Source organism: Pseudomonas sp. Lz4W, from assembly GCF_000346225.2.
Lineage (GTDB): Bacteria > Pseudomonadota > Gammaproteobacteria > Pseudomonadales > Pseudomonadaceae > Aquipseudomonas > Aquipseudomonas paraversuta.
Map to the genome: position 1 here is coordinate 4,517,289 of NZ_CP017432.1, position 18,036 is coordinate 4,535,324.

The window sequence follows — 18,036 nt, forward strand, 5'->3', positions numbered from 1 at the left end:
CCAGCCCCGCATCCAGATCAGACTCCAGCGCCGTCACTGTGCTCCGGGTCAGTGCAACAGCCACCAGCACCTGCACCAAAAGTGCGATACCAAGGGTAACGAATACAGGTCGCAGCAGACGACTTCGTAACAGTGAGAGAACGGCAGACACAGGAAACCCCTCCACAGCGGTGCCATTATATTGATGGCACCTTAATGGCAACTCTCACAGCAAGGGTCGTGCCGCATGGCAGGCAGAAACAACAAAGGGCCCCGAAGGGCCCTTTGCTTTACATCAAAACGTCTTAAGCGAACGGGTGACGCAGAACGATAGTCTCGTTGCGATCCGGGCCAGTCGAAATGATGTCGATCGGAGCGCCGATCAGCTCTTCTACGCGCTTGATGTAAGCACGCGCAGCAGCAGGCAGCTCTTCCAGGGTTTTGGCACCCACGGTCGACTCGGTCCAGCCCGGTACAGCTTCGTAAACCGGCTGCAGACCTTCGTAGCTGTCAGCATCGGTCGGCGCATCAACCAGCACATTGCCGTTTGCATCTTTGTAGCCGACGCAAATGTTGATGGTTTCCAGACCGTCGAGTACGTCCAGCTTGGTCAGGCAGATGCCCGAGATGCTGTTCACATCGATAGCGCGACGCAGGATAACGGCGTCGAACCAGCCACAACGACGGGCACGGCCGGTGGTTGCACCGAACTCGTGACCCTGCTTGGCCAGGTGAGCGCCCACTTCGTCGAACAGCTCGGTCGGGAATGGACCCGAACCAACGCGAGTGGTGTAAGCCTTGGTGATGCCCAGGATGTAATCCAGGAACATCGGGCCAACGCCCGAACCGGTGGCAACACCGCCAGCGGTAGTGTTGGAGCTGGTCACGTACGGGTAGGTACCGTGGTCGATGTCCAGCAACGAGCCCTGAGCGCCTTCGAACATGATGTCTTTGCCAGCGCGGCGCAGGCCGTGCAGCTCGGCAGTCACGTCCAGCATCAGCGGCTTGAGCAGCTCGGCGTATTCCTTGCACTCGGCCAGGGTCTTGTCGAAGTCGATGGCGGCTTCTTTGTAGTAACCCACCAGCATGAAGTTGTGGTATTCCACCAATTCACGCAGCTTGGCTTCAAAGCGCGGCATGTTGAGCAGATCGCCCACACGCAGGCCACGACGAGCAACCTTGTCTTCGTATGCCGGGCCAATGCCGCGACCGGTAGTACCGATCTTCAGCTCGCCACGGGCCTTTTCACGAGCCTGGTCCAGCGCTACGTGGAACGACAGGATCAGCGGGCAGGACGGGCTGATACGCAGGCGCTCGCGCACCGGTACGCCTTTCTCTTCCAGCTTGATGATTTCACGCAACAGGGCGTCGGGAGCAACCACCACACCGTTGCCGATCAGGCACTGCACGCCTTCGCGCAATACGCCCGACGGGATCAGGTGCAGAACGGTTTTTTCACCGTCGATTACCAAGGTGTGGCCAGCATTGTGGCCACCCTGGTAGCGCACTACAGCGGCAGCATGTTCGGTCAGCAGATCAACGATCTTGCCTTTGCCCTCATCACCCCATTGGGTGCCCAGGACTACGACATTCTTACCCATAACACTTGTCCTCTTCGCGCAAACTTGGTGCCGGCAGCCGCCGGCAGGAAAACTCAAGAAGCCAGCGGCACTACTTGCCACAAGCCGTTCTGCTGAATCAATTGGCGGTCGCAGTCCGCCTCACTGGCGGCAGCCTGTGACTGCCCAGGCAACGCCTGAACCACACGCTGACCTTCACTGCGAAGCTGGCAAACCTGCTGCCAGAGTGCCGCATCCGTACTGTCAGGCATCCAGATACCGCCAGACGGTAGCTCGACTTCAGCACGCCCCAGGGTGACCAGGGTTTTCAAATCAGTCGAAAAACCGGTCGCCGGACGGGCACGCCCGAAAACAGCACCGATATCGTCATAACGACCGCCCTGGGCGATGGAATCCCCAACGCCCGGAACAAATACCGCAAAGACCACACCTGTGTGGTAGTGATACCCACGCAACTCACCCAGGTCAAAATACAGCGGCAGCTGCGGGAAACGCACAGACAACCGCTCGGCAATCGCCAGCAAATCGTCCAGAGCAGCCAGAACCGGGGCCGGAGCCCGGGCCAGACGCTCGCGCGCAGCAACCAGCACCTCACGGCCGCCGCACAAACCAACCAATGCCTGCAGCATGCCTGCCAAATCAGCCGGCAAACCTTCGGTCAAGGCCGTTACTTCGTCGATCGCCTTGCGTTGCAGAGCGTCGAACAATTGTTGTTCCACTTCAACCGACAGGTTGGCCGCACGGGCCAGACCGCGGTAAATGCCAACGTGACCCAGGTCCATATGGACATCCGGCACATCGGCCAATTGCAACATGGCCAGCATCAAGCTGATGACTTCCACGTCGCTGCTCGGGCTGGCATCGCCATACAACTCGGCACCCAGCTGGATCGGGCTGCGCGAGGATGACAACCCGCGCGGCTGAGCATGCAGCACGCTGCCGGCGTAGCACAGACGGCTCGGGCCTTCACGACGCAAGGTATGCGCATCGATGCGCGCCACTTGCGGAGTGATGTCGGCACGAAAACCCATCTGGCGACCCGTCTGCGGGTCAATAACCTTAAAGGTCCGCAAATCGAGATCCTGGCCAGCCCCTGTCAGCAAGGACTCCAGGTATTCGATATGCGGGGTGACGACGAACTCATAGCCCCAGCCCTGGAACAGATCCAACACCTGACGGCGCGCCACTTCAATGCGGGCTGCCTCAGGTGGAAGTACTTCTTCGATGCCATCTGGCAGAAGCCAGCGGTCTACCGTTGCCATTACGCCATTCCCCTATGATCCGGGCGGCCAGCCAGCAGGCAAGCCTTGAGTAAAGCAGAACGTGGCTGCGTCTTGAACGCGCACAGCAAAAAAGCCCAAAGTGACAGGCTTGCACATCCCTCGAAAAATCTGCCGACGTTGTAACAGTCGGTCAATCAAACATGCAGACGCAAAAAAGCCGGGAATTTCCCGGCTGCCGCATCATACACACGTTTTCTAAAAGGATCACCCCGCCAGGCAATTTGCCCGCCAGGCGGAGTGAATGCATGCGCCAGTTACTCATGTGCAGGAGCGCGTTTCCCCGCTCCTGCAGTGACCGGCGACGCTCCCTTTACTGCTGTGCCGGCTTGGATTTTTCCAGGTAGCGGAAGAAATCGCTGCTCGGGTCCAGAACCAGTACATCGCTCTTGTTCGCAAAGCTTTCGCGGTAAGCGCGCAGGCTGCGATAGAACTTGTAGAACTCCTGATCCTGGCCGTAAGCCTTGGAGTAGATTGCGGAAGCCTGGGCATCACCGTCACCACGAGCCTCTTCAGACTGGCGATACGCTTCAGCCAACAGCACGCGGGCTTGACGATCGGCGTCAGCACGAATGCCTTCTGCCAGCTCGTTACCCTTGGCGCGGTGCTCACGGGCTTCACGCTCACGCTCACTGCTCATACGTTCGAAAACGCTGCGGTTGACTTCTTTCGGCAGGTCGATGGCCTTGACCCGGACATCAACCACTTCGATGCCCAGCTCTTTTTCGGCCATTTTGTTCAGCGACGCCGTCAGGTCAGCCATCAGCGCATCGCGCTCACCGGACACAACCTCGTGCAGCGTGCGCTTGCCGAACTGGTCACGCAGACCCGATTCGAGACGACGCGACAAGCGCTCGTCAGCAACTTGCTTAAGACCCGAAGTCGCTGCGTAGAAGCGACCGGCATCTTTCACACGCCACTTGGCGAAGGCATCAACCATTACCGCTTTCTTTTCCAGCGTCAGAAAACGCTGAGTCGGAGCATCCAGCGTCATCAGGCGGCCGTCGAACTTGCGCACCTGGTTGACGTAAGGAATCTTCACATGCAGACCCGGCGGAACATCGTCCTGCACCACACGACCGAAGCGCAGCATCACGGCACGTTCGGTTTGCGAAACGATGTAGAAGCTGTTCCAGGCAACAATCGCCACGACAACGGCAACAATAAGGGCGATCAGCGATTTATTGCTCATCAGCGACTCTCCCTGGTACGCGGTGGTGTCGGCATATCCGATTTGGCATGGGATGCCGAATCGTTATTGCCCGCCGCAGCTGCCGAGCCCGTTGCCGGGTTGCTGCCATTACGGCCTTCGATCATTTTGTCCAATGGCAAGTACAGCAGGTTGCTCTGGCCGTTTTTGTTGCCGGTCACGAGTACTTTGCTGGTGTTGCTGAAGACTTCCTGCATGGTGTCCAGGTACAGACGGTCACGCGTAACATCCGGAGCCTTGCGATATTCGCTCACCAGTTTGGTAAAGCGGTCTGCCTCACCCTTGGCGCGGGAAATCACTTCATCACGATAGCCATTGGCGTTTTCGATGATGCGCTGGGCCTGACCGCGCGCTTCCGGCACCACGCCATTGGCGTAGCTTTCTGCCTGGTTGCGGGCACGCTGCTCGTCTTCACGGGCGCGGATCACGTCATCAAAGGCTTCCTGCACTTCACGCGGTGCCGCTGCGTTCTGTACGTTGACCTGGGTCACAGTGATACCGGTCTTGTAGGTATCGAGGAAACGCTGCAAGCGTTCCTTGATGTCTACAGCCATCTGTTCACGGCCTTCGGTCAGCACCTGATCCATCGCAGTGGAGCCCACTACGTGACGCAAGGCACTGTCAGTGGCCTGTTGCAGGCTGACTTCCGGCTGATCGACGTTCAACACGAAGTCGCGCAGGTTGCTGATCTTGTACTGCACGGTCAGCGGCACTTCGACGATGTTTTCGTCTTCAGTGAGCATCTGGCCCTGCTTGGTGTACGCACGCTCACGCGTCACGTTCTCCAGGTACTTTTTATCGAACGGCGGGAAGTAGATGTTCAGACCCGGCCCTACGGTGTCGTAGTACTTGCCCAGGCGCAGCACTACGGCTTGCTCCTGCTCGTCGACCACGTAAACCGCGCTATACAGCCAGGCTGCAGCCAGCACCACCAGACCGATACCCAGCAGGCCATAACCAGCACCTTTGCCGCCGTTCGATCCGCCGTCGCCGCTACCACGTTTTTTCCCACCACCGAACAACCCATTCAGGCTTTCCTGCAGCTTTCGGAAGGCCTCGTCGAGATCTGGTGGTCCCTTGCGGCCGCCGTTATTCGGGCGTTTGCCACCCCAAGGATCTTGATTATTCGAGTTGCCACCCGGCTCATTCCAAGCCATAGCGCTCTCCATCTGATAAAGCAAAGACGCGCCCACGGCGCGCCGACCAATGCTACAGAATGCCTACCATAGCGGCACAGCCGCTTTGCGAGGCTTTTATTGCAAAGTGTGTTGTTCGATAAATTCCAGCGGCTGCATCCCTTCGCGGCTGACCAAGCGGTTTAACTCGGATCGCGGTAGGCGCACATCCAGCAGACAGGCACCTTCTTCATCATGTTGTTCTTTTTGCACCACGCCCAATTCAAAGAACTGGGCACGCAGTCGAGCAAAACGCTGAGGCAAGCGCAAGGTGCCAACGAACAAATCATTACCCAGCAACTCGGCGATGGCCTGTTCAAGCAACTCCAGCCCGACCCCTTCACGCGCCGACAACCAGACCCGCTGCGGTTTGCCGTCGGCATCACGCTGGATCTGCGGCTCGACACCTTCAAGCAAATCGATTTTGTTGTAGACCTCGAGGATCGGCAAGTCCTGGGCACCAATTTCGCCCAGCACCACCATCACCTGCTCAATCTGCGCCATGCGCTCAGGTTCGTGCGCATCGATAACGTGCAGCAGCAAATCGGAATTGCTCGACTCTTCGAGCGTAGACCGGAAAGCCTCAACAAGCTTGTGCGGAAGGTGACGAATAAAGCCCACGGTGTCAGCCAGCACGATCGGCCCCAGATCGGCCAGATCAAGACGGCGCAAGGTAGGGTCAAGTGTGGCGAACAACTGGTCAGCGGCGAACACGTCAGAGCCGGTGACCGCATTGAACAGCGTGGATTTGCCGGCGTTGGTATAGCCCACCAGCGACACCGTAGGAATGTCGGCGCGTTGGCGCCCTCTACGGGACTGCTCGCGTTGACTGCGGACTTTTTTCAGACGGGCCTTGATCTGGCTGATGCGTACGCGCAACAGACGACGGTCGGTTTCGAGCTGGGTTTCACCCGGCCCGCGCATACCAATGCCACCGCCCTGACGCTCAAGGTGAGTCCAGCCGCGCACAAGACGCGTACTCATGTGATCAAGCTGGGCCAGTTCGACCTGCAACTTGCCTTCATGGGTACGGGCACGCTGAGCGAAGATATCGAGAATCAGCCCGGTACGGTCAAGCACGCGACACTCGAATACACGCTCGAGGTTACGCTCCTGACTGGGGGTGAGGACGTGATTGAAAATCACGATGTCGACCTTCTCGGCCTTGACCAGGTCGCGTAACTCCTCGACCTTGCCACTGCCAATCAGGTACTTGGCCGATGGCCGATGACGCGGCACGTTAAAAAACGCGACCGTCTCGGCGCCGGCCGATACAGCTAACTCCTGGAACTCCTGCGGATCTTCGCGCGCCTCAGGGTCCTGTCCTTCCAAGTGAACGAGGATCGCTCGCTCACCACCACCGTGGCGCTCAAAGAACAAAGCAGACTCCTATCAGGCGTTACCTGGTTCAGCGTCTGCCAGTTCCGATTCAGCTGCGCTTGGCAGACGAATAGGACGTACTGGTACGACTGTCGAGATAGCGTGTTTGTAAACCATTTGGCTCACGGTGTTTTTCAGCAGAATCACGAACTGGTCGAAAGACTCGATAGTCCCCTGCAGCTTGATCCCGTTGACCAGGTAGATGGAAACGCCAACCTTCTCTTTACGCAAAGTATTCAAGTAAGGGTCTTGTAGCGAATGCCCTTTTGACATATGCCGCACTCCTGTAAGGATAAAAAATAGAAACAAAAATTAGATGGCTGATGACGCCATACCCATAGGATAGACGGCATTTCCTGAGACTCAGCTCAATATGGAGACCGATTCCAGGTATTTCAAGGCTCGTGGCAGATTGTCGCAGTCCAGGCTGTCCAGCCAATGCAGATCATTCCAGCTGCGTAACCAGGTGAACTGACGCTTGGCCAACTGGCGCGTGGCAATAATGCCGCGCTCCTGCATCTCGGCTGCTGTCAGCTTGCCGTCCAGGTAATCCCAGACTTGGCGATAGCCCACTGCACGTATAGACGGCAACCCGGCATGCAGGTCACTTCTATTACGCAGGGCTAGGACCTCATCAATGAATCCCTGTTCCAGCATTTGCCCGAATCTTTGTGCAATTCGTTCATGCAGCACCTGACGATTCGCCGGAGCAATGCCCAGGTTCGCGACAGTATAGGGCAATTGACTGCAGCCAGAAGCCGCTGCTTGACTAGATTGTTCAGATTGTTTTTGCCGGTGGGCGGTCATGCTCAGGCCGCTGACCCGATAAACCTCTAATGCACGGGTCAGACGCTGCGGATCGTTGGGGTGAATACGTGCCGCCGACTCCGGGTCGATGGCTGCCAACTGATCGTGCAACGCTTGCCAGCCAAGGCGCTGAGCTTCGTCTTCGAGCTGCGCACGCACTTGCGGATCTGCCGCCGGCATGTCGGCCAGGCCTTCGCTCAGCGCTTTGTAATAGAGCATGGTGCCGCCCACCAGCAGCGGAATATTGCCCCGTGCGGTGATCTCTGCCATGGCCTTGAGCGCATCACGACGGAAATCGGCAGCCGAGTAGCTTTCAGCCGGGTCGAGAATATCGATCAACTGGTGCGGGTGTGCGGCCAGAATCTCTTTCGAGGGTTTGGCCGTGCCGATATCCATGCCGCGATAGACCAGCGCCGAGTCGACACTGACCAGCTCGCACGGCAGTACCTTGCTCAGCTCGATGGCCAGATCGGTTTTGCCTGCAGCGGTCGGCCCCATCAAAAAGATGGCCGGTGGTAAAGCGTTGGAACCTGTCATCAGCGACCGCGCAAAAAGAGTTTGTCCAAGTCGTCCAGGCCCATTTGGGTCCAGGTCGGACGACCATGATTGCACTGACCGCTGCGCTCGGTATTTTCCATGTCGCGCAGCAGGCCGTTCATTTCCGGCAGGGCCAGGCGCCGGTTGGCGCGGATCGCGCCGTGACAGGCCATGGTGCCGAGCAATTCATTGAGGTGTGCCTGAATCCGGTCACTGGTGCCGTACTCCATCAAGTCGGCCAGTACATCGTGCACCAGGCGTTGCGCCTCGGCCTGCTTGAGCAGGGCCGGGATCTGGCGGATGGCCAGAGTTTCCGGCCCCAGACGTTGCAGCTCGAAGCCCAGACGCTGAAACCACTCGCCATGTTCTTCGGCACAATCGGCTTCACGCTGGCTGACGGCAATCGACTCCGGCACCAGCAGCGGCTGACCGCTCAGCCCTTCACTGGCCATGGCGATTTTCAGGCGCTCATACATGATCCGCTCGTGGGCCGCATGCATGTCCACCAGCACCAGGCCGTGAGCGTTTTCTGCGAGGATATAGATACCCTTGAGCTGAGCCAGCGCATAACCCAGAGGAGGAATATCGCCCTGCCCTTCAGGCATCGGCGCGGCCCCCGCTTCAGGCAATGGCGCGAAAAACTCCCGGTAGGCATTGCGGGCCTCGGCTGCCGGAACAGACGGCGTGGCAGAGGGTGGTCGATAGAACGACTGATAGCCCGCCCCGGCGCCGGGGCCCGGCACATGCGGTGCAGGCGCAGCCTGAGGTTGCTCAAGCAAATGCGCCGCCAGACGCATTTCGCCTTGCGGACCAAACTCACCGGCGTCGATCCCGGTAGGTCGCTCGGCGCCAGGCACCGGTGCAGGAGCCGCCAGTTGATCCTCGGGGCGCACATCGCCCAGGGCGCGGTGCAAGGTGCCATACAAGAAGTCATGCACCATGCGCCCGTCCCGGAAACGGACTTCGTGTTTGGTCGGGTGCACGTTAACGTCAACCACGGACGGGTCGACCTCAAAAAACAGCACGAAGGTCGGGTGCCGGCCGTTGAACAGTACGTCGCGATAAGCCTGACGCACCGCGTGCGCCACCAGTTTGTCGCGCACCGCACGGCCGTTGACATAGAAGTACTGCAAGTCGGCCTGGCTGCGCGAAAAGGTCGGCAAGCCAACCCAGCCCCACAAATGCAGGCCATTACGCTCGATCTCGATCGGCAGTGCCTGCTCCAGAAATGCAGCGCCGCACACTGCCGCCACACGGCGGGCGCGGGCGGTGTCGTCGTGGGCTTCATGCAAATTAAGGATGGTTTTACCGTTGTGCCGCAGATTGAACGCCACATCAAAACGCGCCAGCGCCAAACGCTTGATCACTTCTTGCAGGTGATCAAATTCGGTTTTTTCGGTCTTGAGAAACTTGCGCCGCGCAGGGGTGTTGAAAAACAGGTCCCGCACTTCAACCGAAGTACCGACCGGATGCGCGGCCGGCTGGACCCGGGGCGCCATGTCGCGGCCTTCGGTTTCTACCTGCCAGGCCTGATCGGCGCCACGGGTACGCGATGTCAGGGTCAGGCGGGCCACCGAACTGATGGATGCCAGCGCCTCACCGCGGAACCCCAGGCTCATCACCCGTTCAAGGTCTTCCAGGTCGCGAATTTTACTGGTGGCGTGCCGCGCCAGGGCCAGCGGCAAGTCGTCACTGGAGATCCCGCTGCCATCGTCACGCACCCGCAACAGTTTGATGCCGGCCTGCTCCACGTCCACATCGATACGCTTGGCGCCCGAGTCGAGACTGTTTTCCAGCAACTCCTTGATCACCGACGCCGGGCGCTCAACAACCTCGCCTGCGGCAATCTGGTTAGCCAGACGCGGGCTGAGCAGCTCGATACGCGCACTGCTGTTCAATACCCCGTCACTCATTGCTTGGATACCAGTTCGGTGGCGGGGATATTCAGGCTCTGGCCTATTTTCAACTCGTCGGTTTTCAAGTTGTTGCTGGAACGCAATGTCGCAACGCCCACTTGATAGCGCACGGCAATCATCGCCAGGGTTTCGCCAGGGCGAACCGTGTGTTCACGGGCTCCCTGGGCGATCTTCCCGGTATCCCGCAGCCAGGCAATGTAAGAACCCGGTGGCGGGTTTTGCTGGAAGAACTGACGCACACCGCTGCTGATAGAGCGCGCCAGCGCTTGCTGATGGCTGGCCGAAGACAGTTTATTGGCTTCATTGGCGTTGGAAATAAACCCGGTTTCTACGAGGATCGATGGAATATCCGGCGATTTGAGCACCATAAATCCGGCCTGCTCTACACGCTGCTTGTGCAGCGGCGTCACCCGGCCGATGTTGCTCAAGACTTTTTGCCCCACGTTCAGGCTGGAAGTCAGTGATGCCGTCATCGACAAATCAAGCAACACCCCCGCCAGCATCCGGTCCTTGTCATCGAGACTCACGCTGCCTGCACCGCCAATCAAGTCAGAACGGTTTTCACTGTCTGCCAGCCAACGCGCGGTTTCGGACGTTGCGCCGCGTTCAGACAACGCAAACACCGATGCACCAAAGGCCGCCCTGGAAGGTGCCGCGTCGGCGTGGATCGAGACAAACAGGTCGGCGCCCTTCTTGCGGGCAATTTCGGTGCGTCCCCGTAGCGGGATGAAATAGTCGCCGCTGCGGGTGAGCTCGGCCCTGAAGCCCTTCATGCCGTTGATCTGGCGCTGCAACTCTTTGGCGATCGCCAGCACCACGTGTTTTTCGCGCTGTCCGCCGGCACCCGAAGCACCCGGATCCTCGCCACCGTGGCCGGGGTCGATCATCACGATCACGTCACGTTTGCCAGTGGGCACAGGCGCCAGCTTGATCTCGGGCTGGGTCGGCGTCACCGGCACCACTGGCAGCTTGGCCACATTGGTCGGCGGCAAGCTCGGGGCAATATCAGCGCCCTGATCATAAAGATCGACCACCAGACGGTTGCCGTATTGCGCGTTCGGCGCCAGTACGAAGCTCTTCGGGGTGACGGCTTTTTTCAGATCGATCACCACCCGCAAATCGGTGGGAGTGCGTTGCGCCGAGCGCATGCTGGTGATCGGCGTATTGGCAGTGGCCACGTTCAAACTTCCGCCGAGGGTCGCGCCATTGATATCGATCACCAGGCGATCTGGCGCTGTCAGCGTAAACACGCTGTGTTGCACCGGGCCCGTGAGGTCAAACACCAGCCGTGTGTTGTCCGGAGCACGCCATAAACGAACGCTTTTTACCTGAGTCGCAGCCACGGCATTCACCGCCATGACACTGAGCAACAGACCAACGACACTCACTAACGCGCGAAAGCGCATACCAGACCCCATCATTATTTGTTTTCCGGTGCCAAGGCGGCACACCAAGACTCGCCACGTGAACCTTGGGGCGTCAGCTTCAGCAAACGCCCGGTGTTATGCGGACTAATGGTAATGGTCAGGTCAGGCTTTGGCAAAAAGCCTGCACCTTTATCGGGCCACTCGATCAAGCATAGGGCGTCTTCGTCGAAGTAATCGCGAATCCCCATATATTCCAGCTCTTCAGGGTCGACCAGGCGATACAGGTCAAAGTGAAAGGCGCGTATATCGCCAATCTCGTAAGGCTCCACCAGAGTAAAGGTCGGACTTTTAACCGAACCGGTGTGCCCAAGGCCACGAATCAGGCCGCGGGACAGAGTGGTTTTGCCCATCCCCAGGTCGCCGTCGAGAAAGATCAGGCCGTGGCCCCCGGTGACGCTCGCCAGGCGTGCGCCAAACGCGGTCATGGCCTCTTCATCGGCCAATTGCAGTGTTATTTCGTGCACGGTGCGTGTTCCTCCAACAACTGACGAATGGCTGGAATCAAATCACTGGCCGCCAGCCCACGGCCCAATATTCCTTGTTGTTCACCGGCGCGGGCATGCAGCCACACCGCCAGACACGCCGCCTCATATGCAGTCATGCCTTGAGCCAGCAAAGCACCTATCACGCCTGCCAGCACATCACCCAGGCCTGCTGTCGCCATGGCCGGGTGGCCGTGATCGCACACGGCCAGTTCATCATTCAGGCCTGCGATCAAGGTGCCTGCACCTTTGAGAACGCACACTACTGAGTATTTTTTAACCAGCGCCCGGACTGCAGCAGGCCGGTCGGCCTGCACCTGCGCAGTACTGAGCCCCAGCAAACGCGCTGCCTCGCCGGGGTGCGGAGTAATAACCGAGCCTGACGCCAGTTTAAAGTCTGCGTTGGACAACAGATTCAGCGCATCGGCATCCCACACTTGAGGCATTTTTGCCTGGGCCGCCGCCGATAACAGACTGCGCCCCCATGGTGCCAGCCCCAACCCCGGCCCCACCACCAAAACCGAGGCCCGGGCCAGCACCCCCATCAACTGATTGGCCGATGACACGCCCAGGGTCATGACCTCGGGCAGGCGCACCAGAGCGGCGGCCACATGCTCGGGCCGGGTAGCCAGCGACACCAGCCCCGCGCCGCAGCGCAACGCAGCCTGTGCGCCAAGCGTAATGGAGCCGCCAAAACCGCGGTCTCCGCCAATCAGCAGTACATGCCCGAACAGGCCTTTATGGGCGTCCATAGCCCGTGCAGGCAGGCGCGACAGGCTATCGGCAACAAGGGCTTGCGGTCTGGCAATCAGGCGTTTGGTCTGTGGCATGGGTATCGGACTCCGATGTCTGGCAGAATTATACGCATCTCAGCCCCGGTTTCTCTTGCCTCATGCCTGCTATTACTGTCGACCTCCCCGCTCTCGCTCAATCCATCAAGGAATGGGGCCGCGAGCTGGGCTTTCAACAAGTCGCCATTGCCGGCCTCGACCTGGGAGAACACGAGCAACATCTGGAACGCTGGCTGGCCGCCGGGTATCACGGCGACATGGAATACATGGGCGCCCACGGCAGCAAACGCTCTCATCCTGAAGAACTGGTGCCCGGCACCTTGCGCGTGGTGTCGCTGCGCATGGACTACCTGCCCGGCGATACCCACATGGCGCAATTGCTGGCCCAGCCCGAAAAAGCCTACATCTCGCGCTACGCACTGGGCCGCGACTACCACAAACTGATCCGCAAACGCGTGCAGCAACTGGCTGACCGGATCCAGGCGGACATTGGCCCGTTCGGCTTCCGCGCCTTTGTCGACAGCGCCCCGGTGCTGGAAAAAGCCATCGCACAAAAGGCCGGCCTGGGCTGGATCGGCAAAAACACCCTGGTGCTCAACCGCAAGGCTGGCAGCTACTTCTTCTTGAGCGAGCTGTTTGTCGACCTGCCCCTGCCGGTGGATGCGCCCCACGAGACCGAGCACTGCGGACGCTGCACCGCATGCCTGGACATCTGCCCGACCAACGCCTTCATCGGACCTTATGTGCTGGATGCCCGGCGCTGTATTTCCTACCTGACCATCGAACTGAAAACCGCGATCCCCGAAGACTTGCGCCCGCTGATCGGTAACCGGGTGTTCGGATGTGACGACTGCCAGATCGTCTGCCCGTGGAACCGCTTTGCCCGCACCACGGCTGAAGGCGACTTCAAACCCCGGCACAACCTCGACAATGCCGAGCTGGCCGAACTGTTCATGTGGGACGAAGACAAGTTCCTCAGCAGCACCGAAGGCTCGCCGTTACGCCGGGCCGGCTACGAGCGCTGGCTGCGCAACCTGGCGGTTGGACTGGGTAATGCACCATCGAGCATTCCGGTGCTGGAAGCGCTCAAGGCCAGGCTTGAGTACCCGTCCGAACTGGTGCAGGAGCATGTGACGTGGGCGCTGGCCCAGCACGCACAGCGCGCCTGACCAGAGCCTGCGGCAACACTGACTCAGTGCTCGTCGTTGTACACGAACTTGGGCATTTCCCAGTTGAAGCGAATCGCCAGCAAGCGCAGCAACAGCCCACCGAACAAGGTGACGAAAATCGCCTGATCGTTGGGCATCTGCAGATAGGTACACAGCAAGAAACACCATGCCGCCGCAAACGACACGCTGGCATACAGCTCACGGCGGAAGATCAACGGAATATCGTTACAGAAAATATCCCGCAGGATCCCGCCGAACACCCCGGTAATCACGCCGCTCACCGAAGCGACCAGCATGCCCTGGCCCATTTCCAGCGCAGTCATGCAGCCGATCAGGGTGAACGCCACCAGCCCCAGCGCGTCGAGCACCAAAAACAATGAGCGCAAATGGCGCATCAACGGCGCGATAAAAATCGTCACCAGCGCGGCAAAGGTGGTGAGCACCAGGTATTCCGGATGCTTGACCCAGGTTAACGGGTAATGTCCCAGTAGCACGTCGCGTACCGATCCGCCGCCCAGGGCGGTGACGCAGGCAATCAGCACCACCCCGAACCAGTCCATGCCGCGGCGGCCGGCAGACAGCGCGCCGGTCATGGCCTCGGCAGTAATGGCAACTAAATAGAGCATCAGCAACATGGCAGCGATCCTTGCAATAAGGCGCGCAGTCTACTCATTTGCTTCAAGCACCAATAGAGGGCAGCAAACACCCCCTGCAGTAGCGGGCTTAGAACTTGATGAAGTGCTTGCGGTAGTGCTGCAGCTCGGCAATCGACTCGCGAATGTCGTCCAGTGCCAGGTGCGTGCCTTTTTTCACCAGGCTGTCGCGCACTTCCGGAGCCCAGCGGGCAACCAGCTCTTTAAGGGTCGAGACGTCGAGATTGCGGTAGTGGAAGTAGCTTTCGAGGGTTTTCATATGGGTGTACAAAAAGCGCCGGTCCTGACAGATGCTGTTGCCACAGATCGGTGATTTGCCTTTAGGCACCCACTGTTCCAGAAAGGCGATGGTCTGCGCTTCGGCCTGGGCCATGGTGGTGGTACTGTCCTTGACCCGCTGGGTCAGGCCGCTGCCACCGTGGGTGCGAGTGTTCCATTCGTCCATGCGCGCCAGCACTGCATCGCTGTGATGGATCGCGATGACCGGACCTTCAGCCAGGGTGTTGAGATTGCTGTCGGTAACAATGGTGGCCATTTCAATAATGACGTCGTTATCAGGATCCAGACCGGTCATTTCCAGGTCGATCCAGATCAGGTTCTGCGCGTTGTTCATAAATGGCTCCTGGGCTTAGTCGCGCAGTTTAGCTTAGGCATGCAGCCCACGTGCTAAACTCGCCAGCGTTTTACCCTCCTTATCGTTTTATCAACACGGAACACCCATGGCCAAACGCCAGCTCAATCGTCGCCAAAACTGGCGCATCGAAAAGATCCAGGGCGAGCGCGCTGCACGCGCCGCCAAACGTGAATCCAGTGCCGTCGAAGCGCTTGAAGGCGGCGACCTTGGCGCCGAACAACTCGGCCTGGTGATCGCGCACTTTGGTGTGCAGGTCGAAGTCGAAGCCCAGGAAGGCGAGCTGAAAGGCCAGATGTTCCGTTGCCACTTGCGCGCCAACCTGCCCGCACTGGTCACCGGTGACACAGTCGTATGGCGTGCAGGCAACCAGGGGATCGGCGTTATCGTCGCCCAACTGCCGCGCAAAACCGAACTGTGCCGCCCTGACAGCCGTGGCCAGCTCAAGCCGGTGGCTGCCAACGTCGACATGATCGTCATCGTGTTCGCCCCGATGCCCGAGCCACACGCCAACCTGATCGACCGCTACCTGGTAGCCGCCGAGCACGCCGGCATTCGTCCGCTGTTGCTGCTCAACAAAGCCGACCTGATCGACGATCAAAATGCTCCGGCACTGAATGCCTTGCTGGCGGTGTATCGCCAGCTGGGCTACCCGGTACTGGAAGTATCGGCCCATCACGGCGACGGCATGCAGCAGTTGCAAGCGCAACTGGACGGCCATATCAGCGTGTTTGTGGGTCAGTCGGGCGTGGGCAAGTCGTCCTTGGTCAACAGCCTGCTGCCTGAGGTCAACCTGCGGGTCGGGCCATTGTCCGAAGTGTCGGGCCAGGGTACGCACACCACCACCACCGCGCGCCTGTTCCACTTTCCCGGCGGCGGCGATCTGATCGACTCCCCGGGCATTCGCGAATTCGGTCTGGGCCACGTGAGCCGGGCTGATGTTGAAGCGGGCTTTATCGAGTTCAACGACCTGATCGGCCGCTGCCGCTTCCGCGACTGCAAGCACGACCGCGAGCCGGGCTGTGCATTGCTGATGGCACTGGAAGATGGCCGCGTACAGCAGCAACGCATGAACAGCTATCGCTCGATCATTGCCAGCCTGCCCGAGTCAAGCTACTAACCCCGCCAACCCTGCAGGCGCGAGCTGCAAGCACGCTCCTGCAGGTCAGGGTCTGGCTGGATCCGGCACTTTATCGTCGAAGAGGTTGAGCTTCTGGCGCGGCTCATGGGCCGGCATCGGCTGCTGATCCGCTGGCAAGGCCGTCGGATCTATCGGCGCCTTGGGCAGCTCTTGTGCCTTGACCGGCTCAATGCCCTGCTCACCCTCAATCGCTTGTTGCGCCTTCCTGGTCAGGACCACGATGTCGATACGGCGGTTGACCGGATTGGTCGGGTTGGCCTTGTCAAACAGCACCGATGAGGCATAGCCCACTACCCGCGCCACCTGGTTCTGCGGGTAGCTACCGACCACAAGTGCGCGCCGGGCCGCATTGGCACGGTTGGACGACAACTCCCAATTGCCGAAATCACCACTGCCGGCATAAGGCGTGGCGTCCGTATGACCGCTGATACTGATCTTGTTGGGCACTGCTTTGATGGTGTCAGCCAGGGCCAGCAAGATATCTTCGAAGTACGGCTTGAGCCGCGCACTGCCGACATCGAACATCGGCCTGTTTTCGGCATCCATGATCTGGATCCGCAGACCGTCCGGGGTGATTTCAAACAGCAGCTGGTCCTTGAACTTGCGCAATTGCGGGTTTTCTTCGACCTTGTTCTGCAACTCCTGAAGCAGCAGCTCAAGACGTTCTTTCTCTATTTGCTCCGCCACGCTTTCAGCCTGATCGGAATCGACCTCAACCTTGTCGGGCTGGGGCTGCATCTGTTCTTCGGGGTTGAGTGTTTTGTCCGGCGCCAGCGCTGGGGTGCCGCCCAGGTCGATGGTGTAGGGCGTGCCGCTGTCACTGAACCCGATCGGGTCCTTGAAGTAGCCGCCGATGGCGATTTTTTGTTCCGGCGTGGCGGCTGTCATTAGCCACATCACCAGAAAGAACGCCATCATTGCCGTAGCGAAGTCCGCGAAGGCAATTTTCCAGGCGCCGCCGTGATGACCCGAAGCGTAGCGCTTGACGCGCTTGATGATGATCGGCTGATTGTTTTCCATAAATCAGCGACCGCGAACCACTTGTTCCAGCTCGGCAAAGCTCGGCCGGTGTTTGGGATACAACACTTTGCGCCCGAACTCGACCGCCAGCGACGGCGGCATGCCGGAGGCCGATGCCACCAGTGAGGCCTTGATCGACTCGTAAATGTTGAGCTCCTCTTTGGCATCGTGCGCCAGCGCTGTGGCCAGCGGGCCAAAGAAACCATAGGCCGCCAGAATACCGAAGAATGTGCCCACCAACGCCGCGCCTACGTGCTGGCCAATGGCGGCCTGATCACCCTCCCCCAAGGAAGCCATGGTCACCACGATCCCCAGAACCGCCGCCACGATACCGAAACCCGGCATGCCGTCGGCAATCCCGTTGACGGCGTGGGAGGGATGCTCCAGCTCTTCCTTGAGGTTGAACAACTCCATGTCGAACAGCCCTTCAAGCTCGTGGGGCGCCATGTTGCCCGACGACATGATGCGCAGGTAATCACAGACAAAGGCTGTCATGCGCTCGTCTTTGAGCACGGTGGGGTACTTGGCGAAGATAGGACTGGCCGCCGCATCCTCAATATCGGCCTCAATGGCCATCATGCCTTCGCGACGGCTTTTATTGAGAATCTCGTAAATCAGGCCCAGCACTTCCAGATAAAAAGTGTGGGTAAAACGCGAGCCGAACATACCCAGTGATTTTTTGATCACGTGCATGGTCATGTAACCGGGATTGGCCTGCAGGAATGCACCGAACGCCGCCCCGCCAATAATCAGGACCTCGAACGGCTGAATCAGCGCCCCGATCTTGCCGTGGGAAAGCACGTACCCGCCGAGTACGCTCGCGAATACAACGATGATGCCGATAATTTTAGCCATAGA

The 18,036-nt window shown here is 59.4% G+C and carries 17 protein-coding genes; 2 read left to right on the forward strand and 15 right to left on the reverse strand.

From position 1 onward, the window contains the following. Window positions 1-284: 284 nt before the first annotated feature. From B195_RS20615 to B195_RS20665, 11 genes are all read right to left on the reverse strand, one after another. The gene (locus B195_RS20615) at window positions 285-1,580 is read right to left on the reverse strand and encodes an adenylosuccinate synthase (protein ID WP_003439037.1); all 1,296 of its coding nucleotides are present in this window, start codon (window positions 1,578-1,580) and stop codon (window positions 285-287) included. 53 nt (window positions 1,581-1,633) lie between these two features. Then, complete coding sequence (locus B195_RS20620; protein WP_003439034.1) at window positions 1,634-2,821, reverse strand: ATP phosphoribosyltransferase regulatory subunit; 1,188 nt, start codon at window positions 2,819-2,821, stop codon at window positions 1,634-1,636. A gap of 331 nt (window positions 2,822-3,152) precedes the next feature. Continuing rightward, the gene (hflC, locus tag B195_RS20625; protein ID WP_003439032.1) at window positions 3,153-4,031 is read right to left on the reverse strand and encodes a protease modulator HflC; all 879 of its coding nucleotides are present in this window, start codon (window positions 4,029-4,031) and stop codon (window positions 3,153-3,155) included. After that, window positions 4,031-5,206, reverse strand: a complete 1,176-nt coding sequence (gene hflK / locus B195_RS20630) for an FtsH protease activity modulator HflK (protein WP_003439030.1) — start codon at window positions 5,204-5,206, stop codon at window positions 4,031-4,033. The genes hflC and hflK overlap by 1 nt, the downstream gene beginning before the upstream one ends. Window positions 5,207-5,302: 96 nt before the next feature. Continuing rightward, window positions 5,303-6,604, reverse strand: coding sequence for a ribosome rescue GTPase HflX (gene hflX, locus B195_RS20635; protein WP_003439028.1), 1,302 nt, complete (start codon window positions 6,602-6,604; stop codon window positions 5,303-5,305). 12 nt (window positions 6,605-6,616) lie between these two features. Beyond that, complete coding sequence (gene hfq / locus B195_RS20640; RefSeq protein WP_003439025.1) at window positions 6,617-6,877, reverse strand: RNA chaperone Hfq; 261 nt, start codon at window positions 6,875-6,877, stop codon at window positions 6,617-6,619. A 90-nt stretch (window positions 6,878-6,967) separates the two neighbouring features. Next, entirely contained in the window at window positions 6,968-7,948 is a 981-nt protein-coding gene (gene miaA, locus B195_RS20645; RefSeq protein WP_003439024.1) for a tRNA (adenosine(37)-N6)-dimethylallyltransferase MiaA, read from the reverse strand. Continuing rightward, window positions 7,948-9,861, reverse strand: a complete 1,914-nt coding sequence (gene mutL / locus B195_RS20650; protein ID WP_037001294.1) for a DNA mismatch repair endonuclease MutL — start codon at window positions 9,859-9,861, stop codon at window positions 7,948-7,950. Before mutL ends, miaA begins: the two co-directional genes overlap by 1 nt. Further along, window positions 9,858-11,282, reverse strand: coding sequence for an N-acetylmuramoyl-L-alanine amidase (locus B195_RS20655; protein WP_198285235.1), 1,425 nt, complete (start codon window positions 11,280-11,282; stop codon window positions 9,858-9,860). The genes mutL and B195_RS20655 overlap by 4 nt, the downstream gene beginning before the upstream one ends. A gap of 2 nt (window positions 11,283-11,284) precedes the next feature. After that, entirely contained in the window at window positions 11,285-11,755 is a 471-nt protein-coding gene (gene tsaE, locus B195_RS20660) for a tRNA (adenosine(37)-N6)-threonylcarbamoyltransferase complex ATPase subunit type 1 TsaE (protein WP_003439021.1), read from the reverse strand. Then, entirely contained in the window at window positions 11,743-12,603 is an 861-nt protein-coding gene (locus B195_RS20665) for an NAD(P)H-hydrate dehydratase (RefSeq protein ID WP_003439020.1), read from the reverse strand. The genes tsaE and B195_RS20665 overlap by 13 nt, the downstream gene beginning before the upstream one ends. 62 nt (window positions 12,604-12,665) lie before the next feature. Between B195_RS20665 and queG the strand changes: the two genes are divergently transcribed. Continuing rightward, complete coding sequence (gene queG / locus B195_RS20670) at window positions 12,666-13,733, forward strand: tRNA epoxyqueuosine(34) reductase QueG (protein WP_003439019.1); 1,068 nt, start codon at window positions 12,666-12,668, stop codon at window positions 13,731-13,733. 23 nt (window positions 13,734-13,756) lie between these two features. Here the strand turns inward: queG and B195_RS20675 are convergent, their stop codons facing one another. Together B195_RS20675 and orn are read right to left on the reverse strand one after the other, a co-directional pair. Next, entirely contained in the window at window positions 13,757-14,368 is a 612-nt protein-coding gene (locus B195_RS20675) for a trimeric intracellular cation channel family protein (RefSeq protein ID WP_003439018.1), read from the reverse strand. 88 nt (window positions 14,369-14,456) lie between these two features. After that, the gene (orn, locus tag B195_RS20680) at window positions 14,457-14,999 is read right to left on the reverse strand and encodes an oligoribonuclease (RefSeq protein ID WP_003439017.1); all 543 of its coding nucleotides are present in this window, start codon (window positions 14,997-14,999) and stop codon (window positions 14,457-14,459) included. A gap of 106 nt (window positions 15,000-15,105) precedes the next feature. Between orn and rsgA the strand changes: the two genes are divergently transcribed. Beyond that, complete coding sequence (rsgA, locus tag B195_RS20685; protein ID WP_003439013.1) at window positions 15,106-16,137, forward strand: small ribosomal subunit biogenesis GTPase RsgA; 1,032 nt, start codon at window positions 15,106-15,108, stop codon at window positions 16,135-16,137. A 45-nt stretch (window positions 16,138-16,182) separates the two neighbouring features. On the opposite strand, the gene motB is transcribed toward rsgA, so the two are convergent. Next, complete coding sequence (motB, locus tag B195_RS20690; protein WP_003439010.1) at window positions 16,183-17,178, reverse strand: flagellar motor protein MotB; 996 nt, start codon at window positions 17,176-17,178, stop codon at window positions 16,183-16,185. A gap of 3 nt (window positions 17,179-17,181) precedes the next feature. Then, the gene (motA, locus tag B195_RS20695; protein ID WP_003438996.1) at window positions 17,182-18,033 is read right to left on the reverse strand and encodes a flagellar motor stator protein MotA; all 852 of its coding nucleotides are present in this window, start codon (window positions 18,031-18,033) and stop codon (window positions 17,182-17,184) included. Window positions 18,034-18,036 lie beyond the last annotated feature (3 nt).